The organism is Gemmata obscuriglobus, from assembly GCF_008065095.1.
Classification (GTDB): Bacteria; Planctomycetota; Planctomycetia; order Gemmatales; family Gemmataceae; genus Gemmata; species Gemmata obscuriglobus.
Map to the genome: position 1 here is coordinate 85,091 of NZ_CP042911.1, position 12,208 is coordinate 97,298.

Sequence of the window (12,208 nt, forward strand, 5' to 3'; positions counted from 1 at the left end):
AGAGAGCGGAATCACGAACGGCGACGGAAGAACCAAAACAGCGCGGACGCGCTAAGCAAACCGCCGACCCCGAGGGCCAGCCCCAGTGGCCTGTTAACGGACGGAGTGGTGAACTCCGCAGACGCCCCCGCTTCGGCGGTCTGGGCGACTACAAACGTTAATCTGGCGGTATGCCCAGTGGAATTGGCAACGAGCTTGTACTCACCCGGCGGTGGCGGGGGGAACGAGTACACGCCGTGTTCGTCGGCGGTGCCGGAGACGATCTCGGCGCCGGCCGCGTTCGTGACGGTTACGGTCGCACGATCGGCCGGCAGGTCGTCTTCAAAATACACTACTACACGAACAACCTCGGACCGGACCTCGACGTCCGCGCGCATCGCGTGCGCGTGGGCCGTCCCCGGGCAGAGCAGCGCCCCTAAGAGGCCGAGGGCGATCGGGTGGAAACGCGAACCAGAAAGTCGCATCGGCGGCTCCGAACGGTGGTTCGGTCATTTTACCAGAGCGGGAGTGGGAATGCCCATTTGGGAAGCCGTATTGTTGGGCATCATTCAGGGACTGACAGAGTTCCTGCCGATCAGCAGCACCGCACACCTCCTCGTCGCGCGGAACCTGTTGGGGCACGAGAAGCCCGAAGACGCATTTACGGTCGTGATTCAGCTCGGAACCCTGGTCGCGGTGTTCGTGTACTTCCGCTCGGACATCGCAAAGATGTTGCGGGGACTTGTTGCGGACGTTCGGGCGCGGCGGCTCGCCAGCACACCAGAGTCGCGCCTCGGGTGGTTCATCGTGCTCGGCAGCGTGCCGGTTGTGGGAGCTGGATTCACGCTGAAGAAGTGGCTTAAAGTGACGTTTTTCAACCCGACATCGATCGCGATCGTGGCAATCGCGTTCGCGCTCCTGATGGCCTTGTCCGAGTGGTGGGCGGCGCGGCGGGCGGGACGCGGGCAACCGCCTCGCGCCGAGACGGAAATCACTTGGTTTGATGCGCTTTGGATCGGAGCGTTTCAAGCTCTCGCGCTGATGCCGGGCGGGTCGCGATCCGGGACGACCATCACCGCCGGGCTGTTCGCGGGGCTGAGCCGTTCCGCGGCGGCGCGGTTCTCGTTCCTGTTGTCGCTGCCAGCGATTCTCGGGGCCGGCCTAAAGGAAATGTACGACGAGCGGGCAACGCTACTCGCCAGCGAACAGCTCCGGGCCCTGGTCGTCGGGCTGCTGGTGTCGGCTTTGGTGGGCTATTTCGCGATTGCGTTTCTACTCAGCTTTCTGAAACGTTACAGTACGAGTGCGTTCGTAGTGTACCGGCTTTTACTCGGGGTCGGGATTCTCGGACTCATTGCCGTGGGTGTACTGAAATGAGGCCGGCATGGAAATTGACTTGAACGCGGACCTTGGCGAAGGGGGCGGCCGTGATGCCGAACTGATGCCGCTCATCACGTCCGCCAACGTGTGCTGTGGCCTGCACGCGGGCGGGCCGAGCGAGATCGCCGCGACGCTCGCACTCGCGGGCCAGCACGGCGTGACGGTCGGGGCGCACCCCGGGTACGCGGATCGTGCCAATTTCGGACGGATCGAGCAGTCACTTCTGCCGGACGACGTGGCCGCACTGTGTCTTTACCAGCTCGGGGCGCTGCTCGCACTGACTCCCAAGGTGCGCTATGTGAAACCGCACGGCGCCCTTTACAACCAAGCCTGCCGTGATCGAACCCTGGCGCACACGGTTGTTGAGGTCGCGGCGAGTTACGACCTCGCCGTGGTGGGCCTGCCGGGATCGCAACTCGAAGCCGCAACGAAGACACTCAACAGCCGGTTCGTACCCGAGGGCTTTGCGGACCGCCGCTACCGGCCGGACGGCTCGCTCGTGCCACGCACGGAGCCCGACGCGTTCGTTCACGACCCCGCCGAGGCCGTTTCCCAGGTCGAATGGCTGGTTCGCGCGAAGGGCGTGCGCACGATCTGTGTTCACGGTGACAACCCGGAAGCGGTGACGTTCACACGAGCGGTGCGGGCCTCGCTTCTGGCGCGCGGGTTCACGCTGAAGGCCTTCGCATGAGTTTGTCGGTTCGTGAACCCGGGCTGCAGTCGCTTTTGGTTGATTTCGGGCGCGAGCGGAGCCGCGCGCTGGGGGTGCCCGTCGGCGGCGCCGCCGACCGTGCCGCACTTGCCCTCGGGAACGCACTCGTCGGGAACGCCTCGCACGTCGCGGCACTGGAAGTCGCGCTCGCGGGGCCGGTCCTTGAAGCCCTTCACCCGACCGCGTGCGTAATCTTCGGGGCGCCGTTTCAAAGCACTGTGAACGGTCGGCCACTCAACTCGGGGATGACCTTCCAGCTCGATCCGGGAGAAGTATTGCGGGTCGGCGGAACGGCGGCGGGCGCGCGGGCGTACTTATGCGTGGCTGGCGGTTTTGAAGCGAACGAGGTGCTCGGCAGCCGCTCCGCGCTGGAACCTATTCGCGCCGGGACCATCCTGACGTGCGCAGCGAGCCGCTGTGAGCCGCGGGGTCTGCCGTTCGCGTGGTTAGAGGAAGCGTATCTCTCACCTCCCTTCAGTGCCGGGGAGGGCTTCCAGTCTCTTCGTACTCTCGATGGGCCGCAGCGCGACTGGTTTGTTGACGACCGGTTCTTTACGCAAACCTACGACGTGTTGCCCGCGAGTAATCGCATGGGAGTGCGGTTCCACGGGGCGCCAATTGTGCGGAGGTCGGGGGAACTGGTTTCGGAAGCGGTCGCGCCCGGGGCCGTGCAGGTGACCAACGACGGTTTGCCCATTGTGCTCGGTGCGGACGGTCAGACGATCGGTGGGTACCCGAAGGTGGCGCACGTGATCCGTGCCGATCTCGACCGCCTCGCGCAACTCCGACCCGGAGACCGGGTGCGATTCGTTTGCGTTTCGTCCGCCGAGGCGGAGAACGCGGCCAGGGAGCGGGCAGAGTTCCTGCGTGGGTGGCTCGTGCGGCTTGCCGTTGCGGAGCGACGGCCCGTTCTCGGTTGACCTTGCTCCCCCTCGCGGCCCTCGCTATCCGGCCCACTTTCAACGCACGGAGGAGCGGGACCATGCGGAAAGCAGCACTGATCAGCGCGGCGGCGAGTGCCGTGATCGGGTACGCGGCGGTTCATTTCGCCTTTTTCGCCACCCCCGAGCCGACGGTCGCTCCCGAGGTGCCGGCTGCCGAAACAGCCGCAGAACCGGTGCTCCTGGCTGATGTCGTCGAGGTAACGGATACCGACGTACTGCTCGAAGCTCGGGCGACAGAGGCCGAGGGCACGCCTTTCGATCCGCAAGTCGTACCGGCCTCGTTCGGGGCACCTGCGAAAGAGGTTCCGCCGATCCCGCCGGCCGATGAAACCGAAGAACCTAGGCGGGCCTCGGTCGAGGTCGAAGTGGCACCGCTGCCGCACGCGGGCCGGGTTCGTTCGTGACCCGATCCCCAGGGCCTTTCCTTGATTCACTCTACGTAACTCCGATAAGTCCCTTGGCCATTGCCGGGTCCATCTGGAGCCGCTCGATCGCCTCCGGGCAACTCACCGCCTTGACCTCACGCCACAGGTGCACCACGGCGTTCCGCAGCGCCGCCAGCACCTGTGGTGCGTGCCCCATGCGCACACGACACGCGTCCTCGCCCAGTGTCACGTCACGCACGTAATGCAGTTCGTTCTCGATGCGCCAGTGCGTCCGCACATGGTTCAGGAGTGTGGCCGCATCCGCCTTCTCGGCCGACAGGCTCGTGATGCCGAAATGCACTTCGACCGTCGTTTGGCCTCGGACCGTCCGCTCACGCGTCAACTGGAAGCCCTGCTTCACCCCCGCCCACGTCGGCGAGCACGTCAGAATCGAGGTCGTTTGCAGCGTCCGCTTCTCGATGCGGCCGTGACCCTTATCGACGGTCGTGGCGATGCGGCTCGGGGCGGGCGGAGGCCGATCCCCAGGGGGAAGTGGCCGCCGCGATCGATCGGGCGGCGGTCTCGAAGGCGAACCCGGCTCGGATGTCGATCCCCAATCCGGGTTGGTTGTCCTTCACCGTGAGCACGTAGTCGCCGCCGGCCCCGACCACCTCCTCGGCCAGGTCTCGCTGGCAGAACATGGCGTCGCCGACCACGACCTTCCCTCGCAGCGGCAGAATGCCGAGGAGCGTCAAGGCGGCCTTGTGCTCGTTGGTGCTCGCATCGACCTTGACCTGGGCGAGTACGGCACCGACGGTGGGGGCGTATGCGGCCAGCAGGTGCTGACCGGGGATCGCGCCGTTGCGAGAGCCTCGAAGGGTCTTGCCGTCGATGGAGATGTGTGTGAAGGCGGCCGGGTCGACGCGGCTGGCGATCCAGTACGAGAGGACGTGCTCCAGTTGGTCGGCGTCGAAGCGTCGCAGGGTGCGGGAGAGCGTGGAAACGGCCGGGGTCTTGCCGCGTCGGAAGCCGAGGGCATGGGCGAGGGCGGGTCCGTGCTGTCGCCCGAAGCGAGCGATGCCATTGAGGCTGGTGCGCCCCATGAGCATGGCGAGGGCGACGAGTCCGAGGAAGGGGGCGAGTGGGTGGATAAGGCCGTGCTTGCTGCGGGGATCGGGAACCGCCGCCAGGGCATCGACCAGGGTGCAAGGAGACATGGGTACCTTCCTGGCTGCGAGAAGGCGCCCCATATAGCCACGTTCCCTCGTGTAAGCAAGGTGAAATAAGGAAAGGCGGGTGCCCCTCTGGATTTTGGCATTTGTGAACGGTATGGGAGCCGGCTGGGGAAGCCGTGGCAATCTGGGAGGGATACTGATGCCGACGCTGACTATAGAATACAGTACCGAATCCGAACGGTTGGCCTTGGAACAACTGCTGGGCTATTTCACGGACCTGAATCGTCTGGCCCAAGAAGCTCCCGACGGCACGGTCCTGGCCGCCTGCGAGAAGCATGCACTCGATCAAGGGCGCAAACTGTTGCGGACCACACTCGGTGCCGCCTTGGGTTCACGGATCGAGAAGGACGAGCAAAAAGGGGGCGCGCCCGCACCTGCGCGAAGACGCACCCCGGGCGCTCCAAAGGACCGCACACCCGAACGGTTGTGACCGCCGTTGGTCCGATTGAGCTGGAGCGGAGGTATTTCCACTGCCCCACTTGCGGGCAAGGCGAGTTCGGAGCCGATCGCGGGCTGGGCCTCAGCGGCTACGTCACCCCGGGCGCCTGTCGGATGGCCGTCTTGCTGGGCGTCCAACAGTCCTTCGCCAAAGCCGAAGTGACTCTGGCCGAGGTGGTCGGCTGGGAATTGGACGACAACACCATCCGGCAACTCTGCCACGCCACGGCGGCCCAGGCCACCGCCACCCGGCAACACCGCTCGACCGCTGAAGTCTTCACCCGAGCCCAAGCCGCGGCCAGGACCGAGCGGCCGGTGGACAGCGAGTTGCACATCGACGCGGGCAAGGTCAACACTGTGGAGGACGGTTGGCGGGATCTCAAGATGGCCGTTTTTGCCCGGCGCGAGCGAAGTGCGCCGACCACGGCGATGGACTGGGAGGGACGCGACCTGCCAACCCCGTTGGCGCGGTCGGTGATCGCGGCCGTGGAGGAGGCGAGCCTGTTCGGGAAGCGGTGTCACGACGAGGCCACGCGACTGGAGTGGACCGATTCGAGCCAAATGACGGTACTGGGGGATGGGGCCGAGTGGTTGTGGAACGTGTCCGAGCAGCACTTCCGTGACGCGACCCAGGTCCTCGACTTCTGGCATGGGGCGGAGTACCTCGCCAGCGGGGCGAAGGCGGTGTTCGGTCCCGGGGTCCAAGCCGCGACGGCGTTTGTCCGGGGCAAGTCGAAGCTGCTGGAAGACGGATATCCCGGGTTGGTGGACTGGATCGGAGAACTGACCGGGCAGATGCCCGCCGGAGGCGACGGAGCCGCCTTGGGCGGCGTATTGAATTACTTTTGTGGCCAACAGGGGCGGTTGAATTATGCGGTGCGTTTGCGGCGGGGGCAGTCGATTGGAAGCGGGTTGGTGGAGGGAACGGTTAAGCAATTGCTCAACATCAGAATGAAACAAACTGGGGCGAGATGGAATCTGGGGCATGTGGCACCGTTTGTCGAACTGGGGGCATTAGCAGCGGGGCCGGAGTGGAAGGGGTTTTGGGAAAACCAATAACGGGCCAAAATCCAGAGGGGCACCCAGGAAAGACCCTAGGGCTTACGCACTATGCGTGGAGAGTCCTTGGAGCACTTGAGCCATGTACTGGTCGTCCCATCCGGCCCGGAGCCGTCGGGTGTGGATACTCCCCTTCTTCCCGGCGCGCTTGAGCAGGGACACGGCCACCCGCCGGATCATCCCCAGGTTGGCACCCGCGTGCCCGACTCGCGTCCGGCTCTCGTCCTCCCGGAACGCCACGTCCAGAACCCAGTGCATCGACTCGATGTGCCAGTGCCCGCGGATGTACCCGGCCAGCTCGGCCGCGCCGACCCGCAGGCTGCTCAGGTAGTAGTGGGCGGTGCTCTCGTTCGCCTTCCCCTTCACCTGCCGGTCCCGGCACACCAACGCGACCGAGCCGACACCCGCCCAACCGGCCGGCAGCCCGTCTGGGTCGTGCACCACCGTCACATTCCGCTCCTCGTGCCGGCCGTGCGCGTCGGTCACCGACGTGTGCCCGTCGCACCCGGCGAATTCTGCTTCGCCGGCCCGGTCGAACACCCCGGCGATGGCGTCCCGCAGGGTCGGTTGGTTCCCCTTCACGCACACCACGTACTCCCCGCCCCGCGCCCGGATCACCTCCAGCGTCTCGGTCTGGCACCCGGCGGCGTCCAGCGTCACCACCGCCCCCGTCAGGTCCAGGGTGGCGAGCACGTCCCGGAACGTGGTGATCTCGTGCCCGCCCTCGGGCACCGACCGCTGGCCGAGGATCAGGTTGCTCCCGATGTCCCACACCTCGACCAGGTGCAGGCACCCGGAGAACGTCGGCTTGGCGGACCGGCGGGCGCTCTTCCCGTCCACCGCGACGTGGGTCGGACCGTCGATGTCGGGTCGGGTCAGCCCGGTCGCCTCGCACACCTCGGCCGTCCATCGGGCGAACCGGTCGGCGAAGGCGTCGGGGTCGAGCTTGGTGAACACCCGGTAGAAGGTGTCGTGGCTCGGGACGCCGTTCTTGAGCTCGAGGAACCGGCGGAAGAAGGCTTCCTTAGAACGGCCGTACTCGGCGATGTCCTCCCATCCCTCGGCCCCGGCGATCACCGCACAGGTGGCGATGGTCAGGATGTCCGTCAGCGTGTGGATCTTGTTCGCCGTCTCGGTTCGCGGGTCCGGCAGGTCCGCAAAGACGCTGGTCAGGGGCAAAGCCATCGGTGTCCTCCTGACCCCGTGATACGCACAAACCCTTACACGGCCACCACTTCATAGTGCGTGAGCCCTAGGAAAGGCCCTGACCCGATCCCGTCCGTCGTTGAGACCGGATACCTCTTCTAACCGTAGCCCCTAGAATGGCCCGGTGTCGGAACCGGTTCACCTTCATGCACAGGGGCCACCCTCATGCGTATGATGTTCGCTTCCGCGCTGGTCGCGCTGTTTGCGGTTAGCGCTCTCGCCGAGGACAAGGGCGTCGCGGTCGAGTGGGGCGGGTTAAAGTCCACCACCCCGGCCGGGTGGAAGGAAGAGACCCCGTCGAACGCGATGCGGCTGGCGCAGTTCAAACTGGCGAAGGAGAAGGGGGACGCCGAGGACGCCGAACTAGCCCTGTTCAAATCCCCCGGCGGCGGCACCGTGGACGCGAATCTCGAGCGGCAGGTGAAGAAGTTCGAGCTGGCGAAGGACGCCAAGCCGGCCGTGTCGAAGATCAAGGTCGGCACGAGTGAAGCAACGTACCAGGACATCACCGGCACGCTGCTCAAAAAGTTCCCGCCGTTCGATCCGAACGCCAAGGTCACGAAGGTCGAGAACTACCGCCAGATCTATGTCATCTTTGAAGGCAAGGACGCGGTCTACTCGCTCACCCTTCTAGGGCCGGCCAAGACCGTCGAGAAGCACAAGAAAGAGTTCGACGAATGGGTGAAGAACTTCAAGTAAGTGCCCGCGTCAAATAAGTGCCCGCGTCAAATAAGTGCCCGCGTCAAATAAGTGCCCGCGTGCGGTGGGTAGAGACATCAACCTCAACGGGTTGTGCTTTCCCACCGCACACCGTTACGCCGTCCGCAACTCATGCACTTTTTCGATTACCACCTGCCCGAACACCTGATCGCACAGCACCCGGCGGCGGAGCGCGACGCCGCGCGACTGCTGGTTGTGCGGCGCGACACGCAGCGTATTCAGCACCACATTTTTCGCGACCTCCCCGAACTGCTCAGCCCCGGCGACTTGGTCGTTCTGAACGACACGCGGGTGCTTCCGGCCCGCGTCGTGGGGCGGCGCGAGGCGACCGGCGGCAAATGGGAGGGGCTGTTCCTTCGGGCCACCGAAACCGGGCTGTGGGAGATGCTCGCACAGACCCGCGGTTACCCCGAAGTTGGCACCGTGTTCGTCACGGATACGGGGTTGAGACTTGTACTGCGGGGACGAACCGCGGACCGCCACTGGCTGATGCAACCCGAGGCCGAAGGTACCCCGCCGGAGATACTGTCAACATACGGGCACATCCCGCTGCCGCCGTACATCCGGAAGGGGCGCGAGGACGCCGGGGACCGCGAACGCTACCAGACCGTGTACGCGGGGGCGGCGGCCGGGTCGGTGGCGGCCCCCACCGCGGGTTTACACTTCACGCCGGCAGTGTTCGACCGCCTGACCGCGCGAGGAATTGGCACCGCACGCGTTACTTTGCACGTCGGGTTGGGGACCTTTGCCCCGGTGAAAGAAGACGATCCGACGAAGCACGCGATCCACCACGAGTGGTGCGCGGTACCACAGGGGACCGTTGACACGATACGCGACACGAAGGCACGAGGGGGCCGCGTGGTTGCGATCGGCACGACCACAACGCGAACACTCGAAAGCGCCGCCCGTCCCGACGGGTTGCGGTCGTTCTGCGGCGAAACGGGGCTGTTCATCCACGAGCCGTTCGAGTTTCGCGCCGTCGATGCTCTGGTGACGAATTTTCACCTCCCACGTACCACTCTGTTGCTCCTCGTTGGCGCGCTGGCGGGCGACGAACTACTGGCCCGTGCGTACGCCGAAGCGGTTACGTGCGAGTACCGGTTCTTTAGCTACGGCGACGCGATGCTGGTACTGTGACGGATCTCCGCGCAAGATTGACCGCGCGCCGAACGCCCCGAGTTCGCCAGACGCTACACCGATGAAGTGCAATGAGGATCCGACGTGAACCTGGATTTAGCGGGCGAAGCCGCACTGGTGGTCGGCGGGGCGCGTGGGCTGGGACTAGCCATCGCGAAGGCGTTCGCTGATGAGGGGTGCCGTGTCAGCGTATGGGACGTGGCGCCGGATGTCGCGGCGTCAGTCGCGGGATTTGGTGCGAGCAGTTGGCAGGTCGACGTGACCGACGCGAACGCGGTTCGCACTGCAGCGGCTGAAACCTGGGCACGTTTCGGAGCGGTTCGTCACCTCGTGTTTGCGGTCGGAATCGGGTCGGGGAAGTTCGGGTTCCCGTTCTGGCAGTTGGACCCGGCGGACTGGGACCGGGTGTTGCGCGTGAACCTCGTCGGGGCGGCGGTCGTGGCACACGCGTTCGCGCCCAGACTCGCCGAACAGCGCGCGGGGACGGTGCTGTTCCTGGCATCGGTTGCGGGGCAGATCGGTTCGCAGACAGATCCGCCGTACAGCGCCTCGAAAGCCGGGTTGATCAACTTCGCGCAGTGCGCCGCCAAAGACCTCGCTCCGTTCGGGGTGCGCGTGAACACGTTGTGTCCCGGGATGATTAAGACGCCGCTGAACCGGTCCGTGTGGCAGGCGTGGCACGACCGTCAGCCACCCGAGGCGCAAGTCGATTACGAGACATGGGCCACGGAGAAGATCGGCAAACTCGTTCCGCTGAACCGGTGGCAGACTCCAGAAGACATGGCCGCGATGGCCATGTTCCTCGCCAGCAATCGCGCGGCGAACGTCACCGGACAGACGATCAACGTGGACGGCGGGTACGTCATGCACTGGTGAGGGTCACATGGCGAAGTTTTCGGCCGGCGAGCGCAAGCGGCGCACCCGACAGCACGTGATTGCCGACTTGAGCGCGAACCACGTCGAGCGAAGGGACATGTCCTGCACCGAGTATCGACCGATTACGGATACGACTTGGTAATGATGACGTTTGACGAAAGCGGTTACGCGGAACTTGGAGCCGTGTTTTTGCAATTGAAAGCGTCGGATTCACTGGTCACGAGTGGCCAAAACTTCGCATACGACCTCGACATCCGCGATTATAATTTGTGGAAGATCGAGACACAACCAGTCGTTCTCGTTCTGTACGATGCGAGCGTGCGCCGTGCCTACTGGTTACACGTACAGGAGTATTTCGCAACCGCTTCCCGGCGCCCACGGAAGGGCGCAAAGACGGTACGCGTTCTCGTTTCGCGGCAGCAAACGGTCAGCCGTCGTGCGGTTGCCCGGATGCGAACCCTCAAAAACACCTTTTTCTTCCAGCTTGTAGAGGGCGCATTCGATGACTGATCTGACTTACTCACAGCTTGACACGATACTTCGCGGTCTTGGCTTTTCTGTTCGTAACGTTGATAAGAATACGCGGGCTTATAAGCACGCCGGGGGGGCTCTGCTTGTGCTGCCGGTCGGCCAAGAGCGCGTTATCCCGCACCACCTCGTCGCGACTCGAATGGCGCTCGATGCGTTCGGCATCGCTGAACCTCCTGAGTTCGCCGCCCAACTTCAAGCGAGTTGAGGGCGAACTCCCGGCGCGACATCGGTGTCCTGCTCGTGTTCCCACGAGCGACGCCAAATGCACCGCACCTTGATCGATTCCGGCGCCATTCGTTTGTGCGCCGATTTCTTTCCGGCCCACGCCGCCCTTTACGAACACCTCGCGGGTTCAATCGCCTGGGACACTCGCATCAAGGCCCGCAAATCGGCAAGCTTCGGCCGGCCTTACAACTACTCGGGCATCGAATGGCCCGTTGCTCCGTTTCCGCAAGCTGTCGCAGCCCTGCTCGCTCCCATCGCAGCGGTAATCGGGTTCGAGCCCAACAACTGCCTCGCCAACTTTTACCCCAACGGCAACTCTTCAATGGGGTTTCACTCTGACTCGATTGTTGATCTTGAGCCGAACACCGGAATCGCGGTTCTCTCACTCGGCACGGAGCGCGTCATCACGTTTCATCGGATCGACAACAAGGCCGTACGCGAGAGCTATCCACTTTCACCCGGAACGCTGCTATGGATGTGTCCCGAGATGCAGGCCGACTGGCGCCACGCGATTCTCGCTGACACGGGAGTGACCGACGGGCGAATCAGCCTTACATTTCGGCGGGTGAAGGTGTGAACCTCACACACCTGTTACGTGTCCGGGGACTGTCGCTTCCACGTTTTGCGAGCGGACAAATGGCCGACGACAAGAAGCCCAAAGCCCGCAAAAACAAGTACGCGGACCCCAAAACCGGCGAGTTCCGACACGCCGATGGCGATCGACGGCACCGCCGCGGGGCGTCCGCAAAGGACGCGATCAAGTTCAAGAAGCAAATGCAAGAACGCGGTCTCCCGCCCGCAGCCGATTCGGACGAACCGACGGACGATGTGAGCGAGTGAACGACTGCTCCCCGTTCGCATGCACCCGCGGGGCCATACGCGGCTTCGTGCCTATGATGCCCTGGACCCGGCGCGTTTGCCGGGAAACCCTTGGGGGTATTCCAATGCTGCGCTGGGCACACCTCGCTGCGCTGACGCTTGCCGCTTTCGTTCTCGGGCAAGCAGTTGCGGCCGACGAGAAGAAGGGTGAGACGCTGAAGACAGTAATCGATGTGACTCACGAGTTCGATAAGGACAAAAAGAAGCTCACTGTTACCGCGGTCGGACAGGTACCGACGGGTGGTTGGAGCGGCGCCAAGCTCACCCCGCGCCCAACCAAAGAGGCGCCAAAGGACGGGATCTACGAGTTCGACCTGACCGCCGTCCGTCCGGACGGGATTGTTACTCAGGTCATTTCGAAGGTGAAAGCGACGCACATCTGGGAGAACCCGCCCGCCGACATCAAAGGCATCAAAGTGTACGGTGCGGATAAGGGAACGAAAACGATCAAGTTCGACAAGTGACCGCGACCGCGGCCGGTGTCGGAAACTGCCGCCCCGTGATCCAGCCGGACTGGTCACC

The 12,208-nt window shown here is 64.3% G+C and carries 17 protein-coding genes; 13 read left to right on the forward strand and 4 right to left on the reverse strand.

Annotation, left to right across the window (positions count from 1 at the left end; genetic code table 11):
* Window positions 1–11 precede the first annotated feature (11 nt).
* Complete coding sequence (locus tag GobsT_RS00425; RefSeq protein ID WP_010037689.1) at window positions 12–464, reverse strand: carboxypeptidase-like regulatory domain-containing protein; 453 nt, start codon at window positions 462–464, stop codon at window positions 12–14.
* Between the two features lie 49 nt (window positions 465–513).
* On the opposite strand from GobsT_RS00425, the gene uppP reads away from it, so the two are divergent.
* The 4 genes from uppP to GobsT_RS00445 all read left to right on the forward strand — a co-directional run bounded on the left by uppP (window position 514) and on the right by GobsT_RS00445 (window position 3,419).
* Window positions 514–1,356 (forward strand): undecaprenyl-diphosphatase UppP, encoded by an 843-nt coding sequence (uppP, locus tag GobsT_RS00430; RefSeq protein WP_029600782.1) that lies wholly within the window; start codon window positions 514–516, stop codon window positions 1,354–1,356.
* Between the two features lie 7 nt (window positions 1,357–1,363).
* Window positions 1,364–2,050 carry a 5-oxoprolinase subunit PxpA gene (locus GobsT_RS00435; RefSeq protein ID WP_010037682.1) on the forward strand — a complete coding sequence of 229 codons (687 nt, stop codon included), beginning with the start codon at window positions 1,364–1,366 and terminating at the stop codon, window positions 2,048–2,050.
* Window positions 2,047–2,991, forward strand: coding sequence for a 5-oxoprolinase subunit C family protein (locus GobsT_RS00440; protein WP_010037681.1), 945 nt, complete (start codon window positions 2,047–2,049; stop codon window positions 2,989–2,991). Before GobsT_RS00435 ends, GobsT_RS00440 begins: the two co-directional genes overlap by 4 nt.
* Before the next feature lie 62 nt (window positions 2,992–3,053).
* The gene (locus tag GobsT_RS00445) at window positions 3,054–3,419 is read left to right on the forward strand and encodes a hypothetical protein (RefSeq protein ID WP_010037680.1); all 366 of its coding nucleotides are present in this window, start codon (window positions 3,054–3,056) and stop codon (window positions 3,417–3,419) included.
* 31 nt (window positions 3,420–3,450) lie between these two features.
* Here GobsT_RS00445 and GobsT_RS40340 read toward each other — a convergent pair whose 3' ends face one another.
* Together GobsT_RS40340 and GobsT_RS40345 are read right to left on the reverse strand one after the other, a co-directional pair.
* Window positions 3,451–3,894 carry an ISAs1 family transposase gene (locus GobsT_RS40340; RefSeq protein ID WP_109570720.1) on the reverse strand — a complete coding sequence of 148 codons (444 nt, stop codon included), beginning with the start codon at window positions 3,892–3,894 and terminating at the stop codon, window positions 3,451–3,453.
* Window positions 3,875–4,597, reverse strand: a complete 723-nt coding sequence (locus tag GobsT_RS40345) for an ISAs1 family transposase (RefSeq protein ID WP_010035860.1) — start codon at window positions 4,595–4,597, stop codon at window positions 3,875–3,877. Before GobsT_RS40345 ends, GobsT_RS40340 begins: the two co-directional genes overlap by 20 nt.
* A gap of 282 nt (window positions 4,598–4,879) precedes the next feature.
* Between GobsT_RS40345 and GobsT_RS00465 the strand changes: the two genes are divergently transcribed.
* The gene (locus GobsT_RS00465; protein ID WP_232068452.1) at window positions 4,880–6,112 is read left to right on the forward strand and encodes an ISKra4-like element ISGob7 family transposase; all 1,233 of its coding nucleotides are present in this window, start codon (window positions 4,880–4,882) and stop codon (window positions 6,110–6,112) included.
* 42 nt (window positions 6,113–6,154) lie between these two features.
* Here GobsT_RS00465 and GobsT_RS00470 read toward each other — a convergent pair whose 3' ends face one another.
* Complete coding sequence (locus tag GobsT_RS00470; protein WP_010037677.1) at window positions 6,155–7,297, reverse strand: ISAs1 family transposase; 1,143 nt, start codon at window positions 7,295–7,297, stop codon at window positions 6,155–6,157.
* 186 nt (window positions 7,298–7,483) lie between these two features.
* Here GobsT_RS00470 and GobsT_RS00475 point away from each other — a divergent pair, with 186 nt between their 5' ends.
* The 8 genes from GobsT_RS00475 to GobsT_RS00510 all read left to right on the forward strand — a co-directional run bounded on the left by GobsT_RS00475 (window position 7,484) and on the right by GobsT_RS00510 (window position 12,150).
* Window positions 7,484–8,017, forward strand: coding sequence for a hypothetical protein (locus GobsT_RS00475; protein ID WP_109571366.1), 534 nt, complete (start codon window positions 7,484–7,486; stop codon window positions 8,015–8,017).
* A gap of 132 nt (window positions 8,018–8,149) precedes the next feature.
* Window positions 8,150–9,175, forward strand: coding sequence for a tRNA preQ1(34) S-adenosylmethionine ribosyltransferase-isomerase QueA (gene queA, locus GobsT_RS00480; RefSeq protein ID WP_010037673.1), 1,026 nt, complete (start codon window positions 8,150–8,152; stop codon window positions 9,173–9,175).
* Between the two features lie 84 nt (window positions 9,176–9,259).
* Window positions 9,260–10,051 carry an SDR family NAD(P)-dependent oxidoreductase gene (locus GobsT_RS00485; RefSeq protein WP_010037669.1) on the forward strand — a complete coding sequence of 264 codons (792 nt, stop codon included), beginning with the start codon at window positions 9,260–9,262 and terminating at the stop codon, window positions 10,049–10,051.
* 102 nt (window positions 10,052–10,153) lie between these two features.
* Complete coding sequence (locus GobsT_RS00490) at window positions 10,154–10,561, forward strand: DUF4365 domain-containing protein (RefSeq protein WP_261340043.1); 408 nt, start codon at window positions 10,154–10,156, stop codon at window positions 10,559–10,561.
* Complete coding sequence (locus tag GobsT_RS00495; RefSeq protein ID WP_148087556.1) at window positions 10,554–10,787, forward strand: hypothetical protein; 234 nt, start codon at window positions 10,554–10,556, stop codon at window positions 10,785–10,787. The genes GobsT_RS00490 and GobsT_RS00495 overlap by 8 nt, the downstream gene beginning before the upstream one ends.
* A gap of 57 nt (window positions 10,788–10,844) precedes the next feature.
* Window positions 10,845–11,384, forward strand: coding sequence for an alpha-ketoglutarate-dependent dioxygenase AlkB (locus GobsT_RS00500; protein WP_010037664.1), 540 nt, complete (start codon window positions 10,845–10,847; stop codon window positions 11,382–11,384).
* A gap of 59 nt (window positions 11,385–11,443) precedes the next feature.
* Window positions 11,444–11,647: a hypothetical protein gene (locus GobsT_RS00505; RefSeq protein ID WP_010037663.1), complete on the forward strand. Its 204-nt coding sequence runs from the start codon at window positions 11,444–11,446 to the stop codon at window positions 11,645–11,647.
* 104 nt (window positions 11,648–11,751) lie between these two features.
* Window positions 11,752–12,150: a hypothetical protein gene (locus GobsT_RS00510; protein WP_010037662.1), complete on the forward strand. Its 399-nt coding sequence runs from the start codon at window positions 11,752–11,754 to the stop codon at window positions 12,148–12,150.
* Window positions 12,151–12,208 lie beyond the last annotated feature (58 nt).